Source organism: Streptomyces boetiae (assembly GCF_031845405.1).
GTDB lineage: Bacteria > Actinomycetota > Actinomycetes > Streptomycetales > Streptomycetaceae > Streptomyces > Streptomyces boetiae.
This window is the reverse complement of sequence record NZ_JAVREN010000013.1, coordinates 1-18,866: the sequence shown is the minus strand read 5'-3', so window position 1 is coordinate 18,866 and position 18,866 is coordinate 1. Positions and strand designations below refer to the sequence as shown.

Sequence of the window (18,866 nt, the reverse complement as noted above, 5' to 3'; positions counted from 1 at the left end):
GGGTCGAGGGAAGGCGGCAGCAACGTGAAGTGGCGTCGGGCCATGCTGGCACTGTCCGCCCTGGCCGTGTGCTCGGCCTGTTCCTCGGGGGCCGGGGAGGAGGGGACACGGGAGTACAGCGTCCCCAATCCGCTGTGCACCGTGGAACTCCCGGCCGGTCTGTACGACCCGGTCTACCCGCCGGGCGAGGCCGCCGAAGTGGTCCGGGAGTTCCTCGTCCACTCGGACGAAACGCTCAGCCCCGTGGGCGAGTGCGTCGTCGCCGTCGACGGGACGACCGCCGTCTCCGTGGACGCCAGCGCCTCCTCGGACGGCGGCATCGCTCCGGGCGTCGCCCCGTACCTGCATGAATTCGGGTACGACCACGCCTACGACCTGGCCGACGCGGAGTCGTTCACCGAGGGCCCCCGGGAGACCGCCGTCTGGGCGGACTTCGCCGTGACGCACGTTGCCTGCGTCTCCTCCCCGGAGCTCGACCTCACCGGCGTCACCGTCTCGATCCGCCTGGACTGGGCCCAGGGCGGCCCCGATCGCCGGGAGGAGCTGCGGGAGTTGATCGGGCCCTACGCGGACGCGTACCTCGCGCGGCTCGCTCCCGGGACGTGTGAGGGGGGCTGAGGTCAGCCCGTGAGCTGCTCGATGCGGTCCTTGGCCAGGGTGGTGGCGATCGTCGTGCGGTGGGGCTGGCCCTTGGCGAAGGCTTCGGCGAACTTCTTGGCCTGGTCGTACTCGACCTTGCCGGGCATGGGGGGCTCGTTGGGGTCCACGTTCACGTCGACGAGGGCGGGGCCCTTGTAGGAGAGGGCCTGCTTGACGGCGCGGGCGACGTCCTTGCCCTTGGTGACCTTGGTGCCCAGGGCGCCGCACGCGCGGGCCCAGGCGGCGAAGTCGGGGACGGGGTCGCGGTAGGTGACGCCGTGCTCGGGGTAGCCGAGGACCATCTGCTCCCACTTGATCTCGCCCAGGGTGTTGTTGTTGCTGACCACGACGGTGATCGGGAGCCGGGCGTGGACCGCGGTGAGGAACTCGGCCATCAGCATGCCGAAGCCGCCGTCGCCGACGTACGCGATGACCTGGCGGCCGGGGTACGCGTGCTGGAGCGCGATGGCGTAGGGCAGGCCGGGGGCCATGGTGGCGAGGTTGCCGGAGACGTAGAACTCGCGCTCGCGGCGGATGGTCCAATGGCGGGCGGCCCAGGTGGTGACCGTTCCGGTGTCGCAGGTGAGGATCGCGTCGTCGGAGGCGTACCGGTCGATGGCGGCGATGACGTGCTGGGGCGCGATCGGGGTGCGGCGGGCGCTGCCCAGGGCCTCGGTCCTGCGGTTCCAGCGCTCCATCTTGCGCTGGTGGCGGGCGAGGTGGGAGCGGTCCTGCTTGCGGTCCAGCAGGGGCAGGAGTTCGCGCAGGCCCTCGCGGGCGTCGCCGATGACGGGGACCTCGGTGGGCATCCGGATGCCGGCGCGGACGGGGTCGGCCTCGAGCTGGACGGTGCGGACCTTGCCGGGGGGCGGCAGGTGCCGCGTATAGGGGAAGTTGGTGCCGATCATGAACAGCGTGTCGCAGTCGTCGATCAGTTCCTCGCCCGGTCGGGTGCCCAGCAGGCCGATGCCGCCCACCGCGTAGGGCGAGTCGTCGGGGATGACGGCCTTGCCACGCAGGGTCTTGATGACGGGCGCGGCCAGGGTGTCGGCGACGGCCAGCACCTCGTCGCGGGCGCGGCGGGCCCCGGCGCCGACGAGGAGGGCGACCTTGCGGCCGGCGTTGAGCACCTCGGCGGCGGCCCGCAGGTCCTCGGGGCGCGGCACGCCGGGCGGCGGGAGGTAGAGGGGGGCGGTGGCGGGCGGCCGGGCGGGGACGACGCTGCGCCAGGGGTCCTTGCCGGCCTCGGCCACCTGGATGTCGTTGGGCAGGGTGAGGTGGGCCACGCCGCGGCGGGCGAGGGCGGTGCGGATGGCGATGTCCACGACGCCGGGGAGCTGGGCGGGGTTGCCGACGACGAGGTTGTACTCGGCGACGTCGGCGTAGAGGTGCTCGACGGGCACCTCCTGCTGGTAGCCGGTGCCCAGGACGGCGCTCTCCTGGGTGCCGGTGATGGCCAGGACGGGCGCGTGGTCGAGCTTGGCGTCGTAGAGGCCGTTCAGCAGGTGGATCGCGCCGGGGCCCGAGGTGGCCAGGCACACGCCGAGGCGGCCGGTGGCCTTGGCGTAGCCGGCGGCCATGAACGCGGCGGCCTCCTCGTGCCGTACGAGGAGGAAGCGGACGCGGTCGCGGTGCCGGCGCAGGCCCTCCATCAGGCCGTTGATGCCGTCGCCCGGGAGGCCGAAGACGGTGTCGACGCCCCAGTCGGCGAGGCGTTCCACCAGGGCTTCGGCGGCGATGCGGGTCGGGTGGGCCGCGTGGGCGGCGCGTGCCAGGAGTGCCATGGGTTCAGGACACGCCCGCGGCGGGGGCGGCGCAACGCGGGCTAGGCCAACGCGGGCAGGGCTGGGGCGGTGGTGTGGGCGAACGCCCGTCGCCACGCGAGTGGGCCGGCCGGGCCTGGTCATGGGCGGGGCCCGGCCCGGCCGGCCCGGGGAACGCTAGAGGCCGGTCACCTCGGCAATGGTGAACGGCGGCTCGGGCGTCCCCGGTCCGGAGGGGCCCCCGCGGTCGAACTGGGAGCGGACGACGTACAGCCGCCCGTCGCGGCGGGTCAGGGTGGTGGGGAACTGCAGGCTCTCGTCGGTGTGCGAGACGCTGAGCGTGGCGCGGGTGCCGTCCGCGGAGACGCTCCAGCGGCTGAGGGTATCGAGGCCGTTCTGAACGAGCCACAGCCGGCCGTCGCGCAGGACCATGCCGTCGCCCTGGACCATGTCGCCGCCGGAGAGGGCGACGCGGGTGATCCGCTGGGTGGCGGTGTCGACGCGGTAGAGGTCGCCCGCGGCCATGTCCACGACCAGCAGGTAGGCGCCGACCGGATCGGCGACGATGCCGTTGAGGGTGTAGGTGCCCTCGGGCTGCGGCTGTATGACGCCGCTGAGGTCGTGGCGCACGGTCAGCGGGCCCGCACACTCGGCCCCGGCCGCGGCGGCGAGCTGCTCGGGGGTGACGGCGTAGACGACGGCCCGGACGGTGTCGGTGAGGTAGGCCGTGCCGTCGGGGGCGACGGTCAGGTCGTTGACGAAGCGGGGGGCGTCGCCCGGGACCTCGAAGGAGGCGATGCGGCGGCCGTCGTCGGCGTCGTAGACGGTGACGCCGGTGGTGGAGTCGGTGACCCACAGGCGGCCCTCGGCGTCCACGGTCAGGCCGTTGGCGGTGTCCCGGCCGTCCGTGCCCGCGGGCAGGAAGGTCTCGGCCACCCGTCGGCCGGGCGTCATCCGGTAGATGGTGCCATCCTCGAAGGAACCGGCGAAAAGGTGCCCGGTGCGAGGGTCGACGGTGACGCCTTCGGGGTACACGCGTTCCCCGGGCAGCTCGTGCGCCACGTCGATCCGGACGTCCTCGGGGGCGCCCGGGAGCAGGATGCCGCCGGGCGCTCCGGCTCCCGCGGAGGCCGGTGACGCTGGGGCGTCGGCGGAGGCGCCGCCGAGCTGCGCGGCGGTCACCAGGGGCAGGGCGGTGGCCAGGGCCAGGGCCGTGACGAAGCGGCGTCGAAGTACGCGGGGCATGCATGCCTCTTCCGGTCGCGAAGGAACGATGAACGTCGTTGCTACGAAGGTCGTCGTACTAAGCCACCACGGTAGTCAGAAGTCTGCGGAGGGTCAAAGGTCTTATGAGCGAGTTCAGGCCAGACCCGGGCCCGGGTCGCCACCCCGTCAGTTCTCGGCCAGAGGGACGTCTTCGCGTCACCCATGCAACCTTTCGGCCAGACGGGTGGTCACTTGAGTGCAGAGTTGGTGTCCGTTCGGTGACTGGGGAGGTCGCCGGACATGAATTCACCCGGGGTGGCGCATGAAGATCGTCTTTCTGTTGAACAATGCCTACGGCATCGGTGGCACGATCCGGTCGGTCTCGAATCTCTCGGCCGCCCTCGCGGCCCGGCACTCCGTCACCATCGCGAGCACCTACCGCCACCGGGACGCTCCCAGCCTGGCCTTCGACCCCCGGGTGCGCATCGACGTCCTCACCGACCAGCGCGAGGGTTCCCCCGACCTCGCCCACCCCGGCGCGGAACGGCCGAGCGAGGCGCTCCCGGACGTTCCCCTTCGCAACGCCTCCCGCCTCACCGACGCCCGGATCGCCGCCTATCTGGCGCGCACGGACGCCGACGTGGTGATATCCACCCGGCCAGTGCTCAGCGCGTACCTCGCCCGCTTCGGGAACGACCGTCACCTGCGGGTCGGGCAGGAGCACTCCACGCTGCGGATCCGCGGCAAGGCCGCGCGGGCGCTGCAGTTCGGCGCGGTGGGCGGGCTCGACGCGTTCTGCCCGGTCTCCGCGACCGACGCCCAGGAGTACCGCGAGGCCCTGCCCGAGGTGGCCACCCGCATCGAGTCCATCCCCAACTCCTCGCCCCGGCCCCGGGTCAGCCCCTCCACCGGCGACTCCAGGACCATCGTCGCGGCGGGCCGGCTGGTCAACCAGAAGCGGTACGACCGCCTGCTGGACGCGTTCGCCAAGCTGGCCCCCGAGTTCCCCGACTGGCGGCTGCGGATCTACGGCCGCGGCGTGCTGCGCGACGAGCTGGCCGAGCGGATCGAGCGGCTGGGGCTCTCGGAGCGGGCGCGGCTGATGGGCGCGGTCTCCCCCATCGACACCGAGTGGGCGAAGGCCGCGATCGCAGCCGTCTCGTCCTACTGGGAGAGCTTCGGGCTGACCATCGTGGAGGCCATGGCCTGCGGCGTGCCCGTGGTGGCCACCGACTGCCCGCACGGGCCGCGCGAGATCATCGCCGAGGGCGAGGACGGCCTGCTGGTGCCGATGGAGGGCGGCAGCGACGCGATCGCGGAGGCGCTGCGGCGGCTGATGGCGGACGACGCGCTGCGCGCGCGGATGGCCGAACGCGCGCTGGCCAAGGCCGCCGCGTACGAGCCGGACGTGATCGCCCGCCGGTACGAGGAGCTGTTCGAGTCCCTGCGGCCCGGCATTCTGGACCGGCCCTCGGCGCCGGACCCGGCGCCCCTCCGCGCCGAGCGGAAGCCGGCGCCCACGCCGGCACCGGCCCGAGCGGGCGCGAGCGGCGGCCGAGGGGGCGCGCGGCCCGCCGGCCTGCGCGCGCGGGTGCCCGCGAGCGTGCGCAGGAGGGTGCGCGGTCTGCTGCCCGCCCCCGTGCGCCTGCGCCTGCGCGCCCTGCCCGGCCGACTCTCGGCCCCGGCCCCGGCCCGGGACTCCGGAGCGGTGAAGTCCGGCCCCCTGGACGCGGCGGCGCACTGCGCGGCCACCGCGGAGGGCGGGTTCACGGTCGCCCTGACCCCGGCCGTTCCCGGCGAGCTGCTGCTACGCCTTCGCCACGACCCCGGCGGGCGCGAGGTCCGCCTCCCGGTCGGCGCCGACGGAACGGCCACCCTCGCGCCGGACGCCCTCCCCCTGGCCGAGGGCCGCTGGGACTGCTATTTCCTCACCCCGGGCCGCCGCCGCGCGCGGGTGCGCGCCGAGCTGGTGGAGGGCGCGCGGCTGGTCACCCTGCGCCCGGCCGTCCGCGAGGACGGGGTGACGGCCTGGATCCCCTACACCACCCGGGACGGGAACCTCACGGTCCGCACCTGGCAGCGGCCCGCGCACGCCGAGGTCGAGGAGATCGACACGACGGGCGAGGCCGGGGTGGTCGTCGCCTCGCTGCTGGCCGTGGACGAGGAGCCGCGCGTGGCCTCCGCCGTGGCCGTTCCGCGCGAGGGCGGCGGTCCGGACATCGACCTGCCCGTGCGCGCGCTGGGCGACGGCCGCCTCCAGGTCACCGTCCCCTGGCCCGAGGTGGCCGCCTCCGCCTCCGGCGGGGAGGCGGGCTGGGGCCTGCGCCTGCGCGCCGAGGACGGCACCCTCGTCCCCGTCGGCCGCATCGGCGGCGACACCGTGGACCGCAGGCGAACGGACGCCTACCCCGCCGCCGTCCACGCCTCCACGGAGCTGCGCCTGCACTACACGATGGACAACGAGCTGGTTCTCGCCGCCGCCCCGGCGACCGCCTGAGGACGCGGACACGCGACGCCCTCGTCGGGCCCGCCACTTCACCGCGCGGCCCCGGCCGTCGGCCCCGCCGCGCAGGGAAGCCCGCCCGCCAACGCCCTTGGCGGGCCCGGCCCGGTCGGCGGTCGGCCGCGCGGCGACCCGCTCCGCGCGGCCACGTCCCTGCCGGGATCGCCGGCTTCGCCGTGCCGACGCCCGGGCCGCGCGCCGAGCGGGCCCGGTGGAGGCCCGCCTCCACCGGGCGCCAGAAGCGCTGCCGCGCGTCCCGGCGGGCCCGGCCCGGTCCGCGGAGCGCGCGGCAACTCCTGTGCGCGGAGCGGCACTTCGCCGCGCACCGGTCCCCGGACGTAATTGCGGGGCGGGGCGCGGGCCCGCCTGCTAGCGTGGCCTCCGGCCGCGCGGCTCGTCCCCGTGCGGCGGAACGCGTGCGCTTCCCGGGGAGGTGAGTTTGATGGCTGTCGGACAGACCGCTGCGCTGCGCAGCGCCCGGACCACGACCATCCTCACCTCCCTGGCCCCGGTCTGACGCGAGTCCTCCCGTCCGAGGGGCCCCTTCCCCAAGGGTTGCTTCCACGTGTCTTCCCCAAGCAGGTCCTCTTCCCCTTCTTCCGTTTCTTGCCCTTCTTCCGCCCTTCCCTCCCCCGACGGCCCGCGCGCCTACGGCTGGGACGAGGGCCTGGAGGCCGAGTTCGCCGTCCACCGGGCGCACGGGCTGATCCCGGCCCGCGTCGTCCGCGTGGACCGCGGCCACTGTGCCGTCGTCACGGCGGACGGCCCGGCGCACGCGGCCACCGGCCGCTGGCTGCCCGAGCCGCCCTGCACCGGCGACTGGGCCGCGCTCGACCCCGGCGACGAGCGGCGGGAGCCGCGCCTGGCGGCCCTGATGCCGCGCCGCACCGCGATCCTGCGCTCCTCGGCGGCCCGGGACTCCCGCGCCCAGGTGCTCGCCGCCAACGTGGACACCGTCCTGCTGGCCGTCTCCCTCGCCGTCCCGCTGGACGCCGGGCGGCTGGAACGCCTCCTCGCGCTGGCCTGGGAGTCCGGGGCCACGCCCGTGGTCGTGCTCACCCAGGCCGACCGCGCCGAGGACCCCTCCGAGGCCGTGACCGAGGCAACGGCCGCGGCCCCCGGCGTGGACGTGGTCCTCACCAGCGCCGTCACCGGGGAGGGCGTGGACGTGCTCACCGCCCTGGCCGGCGGCACGGTGGTGCTGCTGGGCGCCTCCGGCGCGGGCAAGTCCACGCTGGGCAACGCCCTGCTGGGCGACGCCCTCCTGGCCACCGGCGAGGTCCGGGCCGTGGACGGCAAGGGCCGGCACACCACCGTCACCCGCGAGCTGATCCCGCTGCCCTCCGGCGGCGTGCTGATCGACACCCCGGGGCTGCGCGGCGTCGGGCTCCACGACGCCGCCGAGGGCCTGGAGCACGTCTTCGCGGAGATCGAGGAACTGGCCGCGGACTGCCGTTTCGGGGACTGCGCCCACGAGGCCGAGCCGGGCTGCGCGGTCCGTGCGGCGGTCGAGTCGGGCGTGCTGCCGGAGCGGCGGCTGGCCAGCTACCGCAAGCTGCTGCGGGAGAACGCGTGGGCCGCGGCCCGCACGGACGCCCGGCTGCGGGCGGAGCGCGAGCAGCGGTGGAAGGCGATCACCCGCCACCAGCGGGCGACCTACCGCTTCCGCGATCAGCAGCGCTGAGGCGGCGCACCACCCCGGGGGCGGGCCGGACACGGCCCGCCCCCGGGCGCGTGCGGGGGCGCGTGCGGCACCCTGGACGCCCCGACGCGAGGCGCGTAATCTCGCTTACATGATTACTCGGGACGAACGGGCGGAGCTGCGCGGCTGGTTCACCGGCCGCCTGCCCGCCGGGCTCTTCGAGGAGCTGGTCGCGGTGACGGCGGACCGGGAGGAGATCACGGTCGTCGGCCGCATCCCCGGGCCCGGCGTGGCGCCCGGCGCCTCCGCGGCGGAGCGCGAGGCCGCGCGCGAGGGGCGCGTGGCGGAGTTCCGCAGGCGCACCCGGCGCGAGCGGATGTCCGTCGCGCGGGAGGCGGAGCGCCGCTTCGGGCGGAAGGTCTCCTGGGGCGTGGAGTGCGGCGGCGAGCGGACGCTGTTCACGCACGTGGCCGCGCCGGTGATGACGCGGCTGCGGCAGCCGGAGCGCGAGGTGCTGGACACGCTGATCGCCTCCGGGGTGGCGCGCAGCCGCAGCGAGGCGCTGGCCTGGTGCGTGCGGCTGGTCTCCCGGCACACGGACGACTGGCTGAACGAGCTGCGCGAGTCCCTGGCCCACGTCGAACGCGTCCGGGCCCGCGGCCCGGACCTCGGGGCGGACCCCGACGCGGCACCGGAAGCGGCCGGGCAGGCGGACGCGGAGGCTCCGGCGCCCCGCCCGGCGAAAAGCCGCACGCCGCGCGCCACCACGACCGGCAGAAGCCCCCGACAGGGCAAGGAGCCGCGATGACCGGGACCGCCCCGAAGGAGGCCGCCGGGCAGGCCGACGGCCCGCCGAGCCTGTACGCCTGGGCCGGCGGCGAGGAGGCGTTCCTGCGGCTGACCGAGGTGTTCTACGCCGCGGTGCTCGAAGACCCGGTGCTGCGGCCGGTGTTCGCGGGCATGGACGCCGGTCACCCTCGGCACGTGGCGCTGTGGCTGGGCGAGGTCTTCGGCGGGCCCGCGCGGTACTCGGCGGAGCGCGGCGGGCACGAGGCGATGGCCGCGCACCACGTGGGGCGGGGCATCACCGAGGCGCAGCGGCGGCGCTGGGCCGCGCTGCTGATGGACGCGGCGGACGAGGCCGGTCTGCCCGGCGACCCGGAGTTCCGCGCGGTCTTCGCGTACTACGTCGAGTGGGGCACCCGCATGGCGCTGGTCTACAGCGGCCCGGCCCCGCCCCCGCCCGGCCCCGCCCCGATGCCGCGCTGGGAGTGGGGCATCACCCCGCCGTGGCTGCCGGGCCCGGACGACGCCGCGGACAAGGACACGGACAAGGACACGGACGCGTGACCGGACCGTTACCGCCCCGGTCGGCCACGCTCAGTGGACGGGGGCCGGGGCGGGCGGCGCGCGCCAGGCGCGCGTCGGCACTGGCCAGCGCGGGGAACGCCCGGGGCGGGGGCCGCGGGGGCGCGGGGCGGGGACCGCGGCCGTTACCCAGGGTGTCCACCCGACTTCGCCGTACGTGGCCGTATGGATAAATCGTACGTTAGCGTTCGTCCTATGCCACAACAGCGGGGCTCCCGGAGCCGGTTGACGGCCGCGGACTGGGCCGAGGCGGCACTCGACGCCATGCGCGAGGGCGGCGGACTGGCCGCCATCGCGATCGAACCGCTGGCGTCGCGGCTGGGCGCGACCAAGGGCAGCTTCTACTGGCACTTCCCCAACCGGGAGGCGCTGATCGAGGCGGCGCTGGCCCGCTGGGTGGAGCGGCGCGTCGCGGAGATCACCGCCAACGGCCCCTCCGAGGACCCCGTGGCCCGGCTGCGCGCGCTCTTCCAGAGGACGGTGGACGAGGCGGCCGAGGACCCCACCGAGCTGGCGCTGCTCGCGCAGGCCGACCACCCGCAGGTGGCGGCGGCGCTGCGCCGTGTCACGGCGCGGCGGATGGACTGCCTGACCGAGTTATTCCGGGCGCTGGGGCTGCCGGAGGCGGACGCGCGGCGGCGCGGGGTGCAGGCGTACTGCGGCTACCTGGGCCGGGCGCAGCTGACGCGCGCGGTGCCGGAGGTGCTGCCGCAGGGCGACGAGGAGCGGCGCCGCTACGTGGACTCGGTGATCGCCTCGCTGACCGCGCGCTGAGCGCCCGGGGCAGGCCGAGCGCGCCGGAGGAAGCCCGCCGGGGTGGAAGCGGGGACAGCTCCGGGCCGGGACCTCTGAAGTTCCCGGCCCGGAGCCCTCGTGTCCCCCACGAGAGGCCGCTCGCTCGGCCGGGGCCCCGAGTGCCCGGCACTTCCGTCACCAAACACGCGCGTCCCGGCAGGCCCGGCCGTGTCGCCGCGGCGGCGGCGGGTACCCGGGGGCTTCCCCGAGCAGGGCCCGGCGCGGAAGGCCAGGCGGCCGGAAGCGGTCCGGGCAAGCGCGACCAAGGAGGAAGCCATGCGCCAGCGGGGCAGCAACCGGCTCAACGTCCACCGCGACGACGAGATGAAGCATGAGCTCCAGGGGATGCTGCGCGGTGAGCACCCGAACAGGGCCGAGGAGTGGCGCGAGCAGGAGCCGACGGCCGAGGACGACCCGCCGCTGGCCGACGGGCCGGTGCCGCCGCGCCTGGCGCCGACCACGGAGGAGTCGGAGCGCGAGGCGTTCCGCTTCGACCTGGCCCGGCACCTGCGGCGCTCCGGGTTCCCGGCGGACCGGGAGGAGCTGCTGAGCACCCTGGCCGAGACCAACGCGCCCGACCACCTGGCGGACGCGGTCCGCGAGCTGCCCCGGGAGCGGGCGTTCGCGAACGTCCAGGAGGTGGCCGCCGCTCTCGGCCGCCGGCCCCGGGCCTGAGGGCCCGCGCGGAAAGCGGCGTGCGGCCGGGGCGTTGACCCGCCCCGGCCGTATACGTTTGACTGAGTCAATGAATACGGTGCATACGGCGGCGCGGGCGGCAGAGGGCGGGGACGGGACCGTGGCGCGGGTGCGGGCGTTCAACCGCGCCTGGACCCGCGGGATCGGCGCCCTGGACTACGAGCACCGCCTGGGCACGCCGCACTCGCTGGCCGAGGCCCGCGTGCTCTACGAGCTGGCGGGCCGGGGGCGCACCCCGGTGGCGGAGCTGCGGCGGCGGCTGGAGATGGACCCCGGGCAGCTCAGCAGGCTGCTGGCCCGCGCCGAGGAGGCCGGGCTGGTGCTGCGCGAGCGCGACCCGGGCGACGCCAGGCGGCAGCGGGTCGGGCTGACCGGCACGGGCCGCCGCGCCGCGGCCCTGCTGGACGCGCGCTCGGAGTCCTCGGTCGCCGCGGTGCTGAACGGGCTCGGCGAGGAGGAGCGCGCGGAGCTGACGGCCGCGCTGGGCCGGGCCCTGCGGCTGCTCGGCCTGGCCGAGCGGCCCTCCGGCTTCCGGCTGCGCCCGCCCGGCCCCGGGGACCTCGGCTGGGTGGTGATGCGTCACGGGGCCTTGTACGCCCGGGAGTACGGGTGGGGCGCGCCCTTCGAGGCGCTGGTGGCCGGGGTCGTCGCGGAGTTCGCGCGCGGCCACGACCCGGCGCGGGAGGCGGCGTGGATCGCGGAGCACGACGGGGCGCCCGCCGGCTGCGTCTTCTGCGTCGCGGACGAGGCCCGGCCGGACACGGCCCTGCTGCGGCTGCTGCTGGTCGAGCCCTCGGCGCGCGGCCTGGGCCTGGGCGGGGCGCTGGTGGAGGAGTGCGTCCGCTTCGCCCGCGCGGCCGGGTACGCGCGGCTGTCCCTGTGGACCAACGAGGTGCTGGCCTCCGCCCGCCGCCTCTACCGCGCGGCGGGCTTCACCCTGACCGCCGAGCGCCGCCACACCCTCTTCGGCCCCGAGGAGACCGGCCAGACCTGGGAGCTGCCGCTGCGCGAGGGGTGAACGCCCCGGCGGGCCGCCGCGGTTCAGGCGGAGGCGGCGGGGGTGGTCGCGCCGGAGGCCAGCGCGCGCTCGGCCGTGGCCAGGATCTCGGTGACGCGGACGCCGAAGTGGATGTCGCAGGGGTGGCGTTCGCCCTTCCTGGCCGCCGCGAGGAGGGCGTCCAGCGCGCGCATCAGCGGACGCACCGGGCCGCCCTCGCCGCGCTCGGGCAGGGTGGTGATCCCCGCGCTGCCGCGCAGCTCGGCGGTCACCGAGGACGCCTGCGGGGGCACCGAGTGGGTCAGGGTCATCGTGCTGGAGGCGCCGGAGGCGTGCCGCAGCGCCACGTGCACCATGTCGCCGGGCCCCCGGGCGGCCGTCACCGCGGCGACCTCGCCCAGCGGGGGCAGCAGCAGGGAGAGCGCGTGCGGGCCCACGTCCCACAGCGCGCCCCGCTCCCGGCGCCAGGGCGAGGCGGCGTACGCGCTGTCGGAGCCGCCGAAGACCGGCGAGTACCAGTCGGCGCGGCCCGTCACCCAGCCCTCGGTGCCGCTCTGCGCGGCCACCCAGGCGGCCGTCTCGGGGGCGAAGCGCAGCGTGAAGAAGACCACGGAGGCCACCCCGGCGGAGGTCACCGCCGCCGCCAGCTCCCGGGCTGCCGGGACCGAGGTGGCCACCGGCTTGTCGAGCAGCAGGTGGCAGCCGGCCGCCGCCGCCCGCGCGGCCAGGGGCGCCTGGACGTCCGGGGGCAGCGCGAAGGCCACCGCCTCGCAGTCGGCGAACAGCGCCTCGGGGTCCTCGTACGCCCGGGTGTCCAGCCGTCCGGCCAGCTCCCCGGCCGCCTCGGGGCGGCGGCCCCAGACGCCCACCAGCTCCGTCTCCGGGTGCTCCCTCAGGGCCGGGCCGTGGGTCAGCCGCGCCCACGGACCCGTGCCGAGCAGACCGATCCTCATAGGCGCCTACCCTACGGCGGACGGCTCACCGCGCCGCACCGGGCGGGCGTAAACCCTGTTCACGGCGCCTTAACAGGCGGGCAACTGCCGGGAAATCGCAGGTCGCGAGGGTGGCGCCAGCGCGCACCACGCACCCGCGATGACCTCACCGGAGGAACACGACCGTGACCATCAAGGCCGAGTACATCTGGATCGACGGCACCGAGCCGACCCCGAAGCTGCGCTCCAAGACCAAGATCCTCGCTGACAGCTCCGAGCTCCCCGTCTGGGGCTTCGACGGCTCCAGCACCAACCAGGCCGAGGGGCACGCCTCGGACTGCGTGCTCAAGCCGGTCGCGTCCTTCCCCGACCCCATCCGGGGCGGCGACAACCTCCTGGTCCTCAACGAGGTCTACAACGTCGCCGACGACACCCCGCACGCCTCCAACACCCGCGCGCTGCTGCGCCCGGTGGCCGAGCGCTTCGCGGGCCAGGCCCCGATCTTCGGCATCGAGCAGGAGTACACCTTCTTCAAGGGCTCCCGCCCCCTCGGCTTCCCGGAGAACGGCTTCCCCGCCCCGCAGGGCGGCTACTACTGCGGCGTGGGCGCGGACGAGATCTACGGCCGCGACATCGTCGAGGCGCACCTGGACAACTGCCTGGCCGCCGGCCTCGGCATCTCCGGCATCAACGCCGAGGTCATGCCCGGCCAGTGGGAGTTCCAGGTCGGCCCGCTCTCGCCGCTGGAGGTGTCCGACCAGCTGTGGATCGCCCGGTGGCTGCTCTACCGCACCGCCGAGGACTTCGGCGTCTCCGCCACCCTCGACCCCAAGCCGGCCAAGGGCGACTGGAACGGCGCGGGCGCGCACACCAACTTCTCCACCAAGGCCATGCGCGAGGGCTACGACGCGATCCTCACCGCCTGCGACTCCCTGGGCAAGGAGGGCAAGCCGCTGGAGCACGTGCGCAACTACGGCGTCGGCGTCGAGGACCGCCTCACCGGCGCCCACGAGACCGCCCCGTGGGACCAGTACAGCTACGGCGTCTCCAACCGCGGCGCCTCGGTCCGCATCCCGTGGCAGGTCGAGCGGGACAAGAAGGGCTACATCGAGGACCGCCGCCCCAACGCCAACTGCGACCCGTACGTGGTGACCCGCCTGCTGACCGACACCGTCTGCACGGAGCTGGAGGCCGCCGGCCTCGTCTGAGGCCCCCGGCCGGCCGCCGTGCCGCGAGCCGTCTCAGGCCCGGGGCCGCGCGCGCCACGCAGCTCGGGCGCGGTCACGGGAGAGACGCACAGGGCGCCCGCCTCACGGCGGGCGCCCTTCGTTTGCGCCCCGGATACGCGCTGCCCCGCGTACCCGGCTGGTTCCGGCCCACCCAGCGGGGGGCTGCGCGCGCTGCGGGGCCCGATGGGCGCACTGCCGTGCGGGCGCGAGCGACCGGGCGGGGTGGCGTCAGGTACACCCCCGTGTTCGGAGGCCCGCCCCCGTGACCGGGGAGGGCCGGGGCAGCACACTGGCTGCGACACCCCGGACACGGACGAGGACGGCGTATGAGCACCACGATGCACGGGATCAACCGCGAGCGGGCGCGGGAGGGCCTGGTGGCCGCCGGCCGCGGCCTCGCCCTGACGCCGCTGACCATCGTGATCTCGCTGACGCTCTTCGTCCTGTTCGTCGTCTCCCTCTGCCTGATCCCGGTGGCCGCCGGGCTGTGGACCACCCCGGCCGTCGTCGAGGCCATCCGCGCGCACGCCGGCCGCCGCCGCCGGCTCGCCCGGCAGTGGGCGGGCCTGGCCGTGCCCGCCGGCTACCTGCCCCCGCCCCCCGGCGCCGGGCCCGTCCGGCGCTGCATGCACCAGCTCGGCGACGCGGCCACCTGGCGGGACGCCCTGTGGCTGCTGGCGGACTCGGTCGGCGGGTTCGTCACGGCCCTGCTGCCCTGGACGCTGCTGGGCTACGCCGTCTACGGCCTCGTGCTGCTGGCCGGGGTGTGGCGGCCGATCGTCGGCGCGAGCGGCACCTTCTGGTACGCCTTCGTGCCCATCAGCGACGGCACCACGGCCGCCCTGGCCGCGCTGACCGGCATCGGCCTGGCCCTCCTCGGCCTCGCCGTCAACCCCCTGCTGATCCGCAGCCACTTCCTCATCGCCCGCGCCCTGATCGGCGCCCCCGAGAAGCGGCTGCTGGCCCAGCGCGTGGCCCGGCTGACCGAGACCCGGCACGACGCGCTGGACAACTCCGCGGCCGAGCTGCGCCGCATCGAGCGCGACCTGCACGACGGCGCGCAGGCCCGCCTGGTCGCCATGGGCATGAGCCTGGGCACCATCGAGGCACTGATCGAGAAGGACCCGGGGCAGGCCAAGCGGCTGCTCGCCCAGGCCCGGCAGAACTCCGCCGAGGCCCTGGCCGAGCTGCGCGACCTGGTGCGCGGCATCCACCCGCCCGTCCTGGCCGAGCGCGGCCTGGGCGACGCGGCCCGCGCCCTGGCCCTGCGCACCGAGCTGCCCGTCGAGGTGGACGTCGACCTCCCCGGCCGCCTCGAGGAACCCGCCGAGACGGCCGCCTACTTCGCGATCAGCGAGGTGCTGACCAACGCGGCCAAGCACGCGCAGGCCGAACGCGCCTGGCTGGACATCTACTACAGCCGTGCCGACCGGACCCTGCGGATCGCCCTGACCGACAACGGCCGCGGCGGCGCCACGCCGGAGGGCGGCAGCGGCCTGCGCGGCCTGGAGCGCAGGATCGGGGCGTTCGACGGCGTACTGGCCGTCAGCAGCCCGCCCGGCGGCCCGACCCTGGTCACCATCGAGATCCCCTGCGCGGAGGCCGCCCCGGGCGCGCGTCGGGGCTAGGGCCTGTCCGACCCTTCGCGTCGGATCAGTGCGCGGCGTCCGGCGCGGTCATCGCAAGGCGGAGTATCGCAGCTCGTACTTGCCCGTACTCGCGCGATGCGACGACGCAGCGAGGTGCGGTGCCAGACGTCGCGCGCGCCCGGCGGGAATGGTCAGGCAGGCCCTAAGCTGAGCGGCGTTGTTCCGCAACGACCGTGGACCGAAGACGGAGAGCCAGTGCGCGTTGTCCTCGCCGAAGACCTCTTTCTGCTCCGGGACGGGCTGGCCCGTCTGCTGGAGGCGCACGGCTTCGAGATCGCCGCGGCGGTGGACAACGGCCCCGATCTGACCGAGGCCCTGGCCTCGGTGAAGCCGGACGTGGCGGTGGTCGACGTCCGCCTGCCGCCGTCGTTCACCGACGAGGGCCTGCAGTGCGCGCTCCAGGCCCGCCGCGAGCAGCCGGGGCTGCCGGTGCTGGTGCTCTCGCAGCACGTGGAGCGGCTGTACGCGCGGGAGTTGCTCGCCGACGGCACCGGCGGGGTCGGGTACCTCCTCAAGGACCGGGTCTTCGACGCCGACCAGTTCGTGGACGCGGTGCGGCGGGTGGCGGGCGGCGGCACCGCGATGGACCCGCAGGTGATCCAGCAGCTGCTGGCCGGCCGCGGCGGGCGTGACGCGCCGCTGGAACGGCTCTCTCCCCGCGAGCGGGACGTCATCGAGCTGATGGCGCAGGGGCGTTCGAACGCGGCGATCGCCGAGCGCCTGGTGGTGACCGAGCGGGCGGTGGCCAAGCACACCTCCAACATCTTCACCAAGCTGGGCCTGCCGCCCTCCGACGACGACAACCGGCGGGTCCTGGCGGTGCTGGCCTTTCTGGAGCGCGAGGGCCGGGCGTAACCGCCGGGCGTAACCGGGGCGGGGCGGGGCTCGTTCAGCCCGGTGTGTCTCCCAGCGATGTCAGCGGTGTCAGCGGAATCGGCGGCGGTGCCGGCGGAATCAGCGACGTCAGCGAGGTGAGCGGCCCCGGCGGGGGCGGCGCCTCTCCCCCGTCCACGGAAGCCCCCGGCGCGGCGCCGGACGGGGTCGGGCTCGGCCAGGCCGAGGCCGCGCTGATCGAGCACTACCCGCGGCTGGTGCGGCTGGGCTACCTCGTCCTCCCCCACGCCCTGGGCCGCCACCGGCGGGTCCTGGCCGCGCACGCCCTCGCCCAGCGGGCCCTCCCCCGCGGCAAGGCCCCCGAGGGGCCGCCGGTGCTGCCCGCCCAGCGCGACGGCGAGGAGGACCCCGGCTACGCCTACCTGCGGCTGCGGGTGCTGCGCGCCGCGCTGGACGCGGGACGGCCCGGCCGGTTGCGCTGGCTGCCGCGGACCGCGCCGCGGCTGCTGCCCCAGGTCGTGGGACTGCGGCTGTTCCCCCGGGCCGGGGAGTCGGCCGAACTCGCCCTGGAGCAGGAGCTGTCGGCCCTGCCCCCCGCCGCCCGCGCGGCCTACGCGCTGCGCCGCCTGGACGGTCTTGAGGAGGCGGCGGTCCGCGGCCTGCTGGCGGCGGCCGGGGCGAGCGAGCGGCAGGCGGGCGCGGCCTGGCGTTCCGCCGCTGAGCTGCCCCTGAGCCCCGAACTGGCCGACCCCTGCTCGCTCCAGGCCCGCCCGACGGACCTGCTGCGCCGCCGCCAGTACGCGCGCACCGCCCTGTTCGGCGCGGCGGCCCTGGCCGTGGCCGGCGGGGCGCTGGCGGCGCTGCCCGGCGGCTGGGGCCCCGACGGCCCGGCCGCGCCCCCGTACGCGGAGAACGCCGCGGCCGAGGCCGCCCTGGACCCGCAGGGCCTGCGCCGCATCCCCCAGGACGTGTGGCGCGGCTCGGCCCGCACCGACTTCTCCGTCTGGCCCGCGCGGGGCTCGGCCGTCGGGGACACCGCCCTGCTGCGGCGGGCGCTGGCCGTGTGGGCCCGGCCGGGCCCCGAGGTGTCGGTCTCGGCCACCCCCGGGACGCAGACCGGGCCCGCGCCCGGGCCGGCGCAGCTCCTGTTCGCGGGCGAGGCCGGGGGCGCGTCGGTGGTGCTGCTGCACGACGGCCTGCGGCTGGTGCGGTACGCCGAGCCGGTGGGCGGCGAGGGCGCGGCGGCGCTGGACTTCGCGCGGGTGGACGGCGCGGACCTGACCGGGGCCTCGGCCGTGGTCGTCGGCCGCGAGGACGGCAACACCCGCTTCCTGACCGCCCCTTGGGTGAGCGAGGCGGGGGTGCGCGAGCTGACGGACACGGGCGCCGAGTCCGCGGAGCTGCCGGTGGGCGAGGACGGCGTGACCGGGCCCGTGCGGACCCCGGTGGGCGTGGAGGAGGCGGAGTGCACGGGCTTCCCCGTGCTGGAGCTGACCGCCCAGGGGGCTGAACGGCCTCTGCTGCTCGCCGACCTGGGGGAGCTGGCGCCGGCGCTGCTGACCAGCGGCGCGCCGGGCGACGCGGAGCCGGCCGCCGCCTCCGAGGCGTGGGCGCGGCTGGCCTGCCACCTGCCCGCCATGGCGGGCGGGGGCGTGCGGTCGGTCAACGCCTGGGAGTTCGCCGAGCAGAACCTTCCCGACGGGGCCGGGCGGGCGCAGTGGGTGTGCTCGCGGGCGGAGACCTGGCGGGGCGTGGGAAGCAGGACGTTCGCGCAGTTCCTGCCGCCGCCGGCCCGGCCGGGCGAGCCGGCCGTGGTGACGGCCGTCGCGGAGGACGCGACGGCCTGCGGGCCGCGCGACCCGGCGGTGCTCAGCGGCGTGGTGTGGCGCTCCCCCGCGCGCTCCTGGTACCTCGTCGCGGCGGCCAGCGAGCCGGCCACGGGCATCACGGCCCACGGCGACGTCACCGGCGAAACGACCGGCCGCACCCTCACCCTCCCCGCGAAGGAAGGCGACCAGCCCCACCTCACGGCCCACCGCGCGGACGGCGGCGACCTGCCCATGCTGGGCTGAACGCGGTGTGGCCCGCCGCCCGGGCTGGGCGGCGCGCGGGCACGGCGCCCGCACCGCCACGGGCGGCCCGCCGCACACCGGAACGCCCGCCGGTCCACGGTCTTCCGGCCGGGCCGTGTCCCCGCTTCGGGAAGCCTCGCGCGGTGGCGCGCGCCTCCCGGCGCGGCTGGAGCGGGGCACCGCGTGCACCGGCGACGGTGCGGCGTCGCGCGCGCCGTCCGGAGCGAGCGGTGCGACGTCGCCCGCCGGGCCGCCTTACCGCGCCTGGGCCTTCAGGCCCCGCCCGGGAGGGCGGCTCCCCGGGGGCGCGGGGCGGCCACCCCGCCTCGGCCTCCGGCGGCGCGCCACGGCCCTCCCGGCGCCGCCGGGGCGGGGCCCGGCCGGGCCGGGAGCCCGCGCGCGGCACGGCTCAGCACGGCCGGGACGGGGCGGCCGGCGCCCCGGGCCCGGACCGCAGCGGGCGTTGGCGGGGCCTCGGCGCACCTCGGAGGCGCGTCGTGCGGCGGCGCGCCCGCCGAGGCCCCGGCCGTTGCCCCCGGAC

Annotated in this window: 15 protein-coding genes; 12 read left to right on the top strand and 3 right to left on the bottom strand. The window is 76.4% G+C overall.

The genetic code is table 11. The annotated features are described in order from the left end of the window. The first annotated feature begins 42 nt into the window (after nucleotides 1-42). The gene (locus RM780_RS11435; RefSeq protein ID WP_311630528.1) at nucleotides 43-618 is read left to right on the top strand and encodes a hypothetical protein; all 576 of its coding nucleotides are present in this window, start codon (nucleotides 43-45) and stop codon (nucleotides 616-618) included. Between the two features lie 2 nt (nucleotides 619-620). On the opposite strand, the gene RM780_RS11430 is transcribed toward RM780_RS11435, so the two are convergent. After that, nucleotides 621-2,423, bottom strand: coding sequence for a thiamine pyrophosphate-dependent enzyme (locus RM780_RS11430; protein ID WP_311630527.1), 1,803 nt, complete (start codon nucleotides 2,421-2,423; stop codon nucleotides 621-623). A 156-nt stretch (nucleotides 2,424-2,579) separates the two neighbouring features. Next, entirely contained in the window at nucleotides 2,580-3,647 is a 1,068-nt protein-coding gene (locus tag RM780_RS11425) for an SMP-30/gluconolactonase/LRE family protein (protein ID WP_311630526.1), read from the bottom strand. Nucleotides 3,648-3,930: 283 nt separating this feature from the next. Here RM780_RS11425 and RM780_RS11420 point away from each other — a divergent pair, with 283 nt between their 5' ends. From RM780_RS11420 to RM780_RS11390, 7 genes are all read left to right on the top strand, one after another. Continuing rightward, the gene (locus tag RM780_RS11420) at nucleotides 3,931-6,105 is read left to right on the top strand and encodes a glycosyltransferase family 4 protein (protein WP_311630525.1); all 2,175 of its coding nucleotides are present in this window, start codon (nucleotides 3,931-3,933) and stop codon (nucleotides 6,103-6,105) included. 571 nt (nucleotides 6,106-6,676) lie between these two features. Beyond that, nucleotides 6,677-7,795: a ribosome small subunit-dependent GTPase A gene (gene rsgA / locus RM780_RS11415; RefSeq protein ID WP_311630524.1), complete on the top strand. Its 1,119-nt coding sequence runs from the start codon at nucleotides 6,677-6,679 to the stop codon at nucleotides 7,793-7,795. A gap of 109 nt (nucleotides 7,796-7,904) precedes the next feature. Beyond that, nucleotides 7,905-8,561, top strand: a complete 657-nt coding sequence (locus tag RM780_RS11410; RefSeq protein WP_311630523.1) for a hypothetical protein — start codon at nucleotides 7,905-7,907, stop codon at nucleotides 8,559-8,561. Next, nucleotides 8,558-9,103 (top strand): group II truncated hemoglobin, encoded by a 546-nt coding sequence (locus RM780_RS11405; RefSeq protein WP_311630522.1) that lies wholly within the window; start codon nucleotides 8,558-8,560, stop codon nucleotides 9,101-9,103. Before RM780_RS11410 ends, RM780_RS11405 begins: the two co-directional genes overlap by 4 nt. A gap of 213 nt (nucleotides 9,104-9,316) precedes the next feature. Beyond that, nucleotides 9,317-9,895 carry a TetR/AcrR family transcriptional regulator gene (locus RM780_RS11400; RefSeq protein WP_311630521.1) on the top strand — a complete coding sequence of 193 codons (579 nt, stop codon included), beginning with the start codon at nucleotides 9,317-9,319 and terminating at the stop codon, nucleotides 9,893-9,895. Nucleotides 9,896-10,192: 297 nt separating this feature from the next. Beyond that, nucleotides 10,193-10,591, top strand: coding sequence for a DUF2795 domain-containing protein (locus tag RM780_RS11395; protein WP_311630520.1), 399 nt, complete (start codon nucleotides 10,193-10,195; stop codon nucleotides 10,589-10,591). A gap of 70 nt (nucleotides 10,592-10,661) precedes the next feature. Then, nucleotides 10,662-11,630, top strand: coding sequence for a bifunctional helix-turn-helix transcriptional regulator/GNAT family N-acetyltransferase (locus RM780_RS11390; protein WP_311630519.1), 969 nt, complete (start codon nucleotides 10,662-10,664; stop codon nucleotides 11,628-11,630). 23 nt (nucleotides 11,631-11,653) lie between these two features. Here the strand turns inward: RM780_RS11390 and RM780_RS11385 are convergent, their stop codons facing one another. Further along, nucleotides 11,654-12,562, bottom strand: a complete 909-nt coding sequence (locus RM780_RS11385) for a Gfo/Idh/MocA family protein (RefSeq protein ID WP_311630518.1) — start codon at nucleotides 12,560-12,562, stop codon at nucleotides 11,654-11,656. A gap of 164 nt (nucleotides 12,563-12,726) precedes the next feature. On the opposite strand from RM780_RS11385, the gene glnII reads away from it, so the two are divergent. From glnII to RM780_RS11365, 4 genes are all read left to right on the top strand, one after another. After that, nucleotides 12,727-13,749: a glutamine synthetase gene (gene glnII / locus RM780_RS11380; RefSeq protein ID WP_311630517.1), complete on the top strand. Its 1,023-nt coding sequence runs from the start codon at nucleotides 12,727-12,729 to the stop codon at nucleotides 13,747-13,749. Nucleotides 13,750-14,096: 347 nt separating this feature from the next. Next, nucleotides 14,097-15,398, top strand: coding sequence for a sensor histidine kinase (locus RM780_RS11375; RefSeq protein ID WP_311630516.1), 1,302 nt, complete (start codon nucleotides 14,097-14,099; stop codon nucleotides 15,396-15,398). Nucleotides 15,399-15,614: 216 nt separating this feature from the next. Next, the gene (locus tag RM780_RS11370; protein ID WP_311630515.1) at nucleotides 15,615-16,274 is read left to right on the top strand and encodes a response regulator transcription factor; all 660 of its coding nucleotides are present in this window, start codon (nucleotides 15,615-15,617) and stop codon (nucleotides 16,272-16,274) included. A 116-nt stretch (nucleotides 16,275-16,390) separates the two neighbouring features. Beyond that, entirely contained in the window at nucleotides 16,391-18,325 is a 1,935-nt protein-coding gene (locus RM780_RS11365) for a hypothetical protein (RefSeq protein WP_311630514.1), read from the top strand. Nucleotides 18,326-18,866 lie beyond the last annotated feature (541 nt).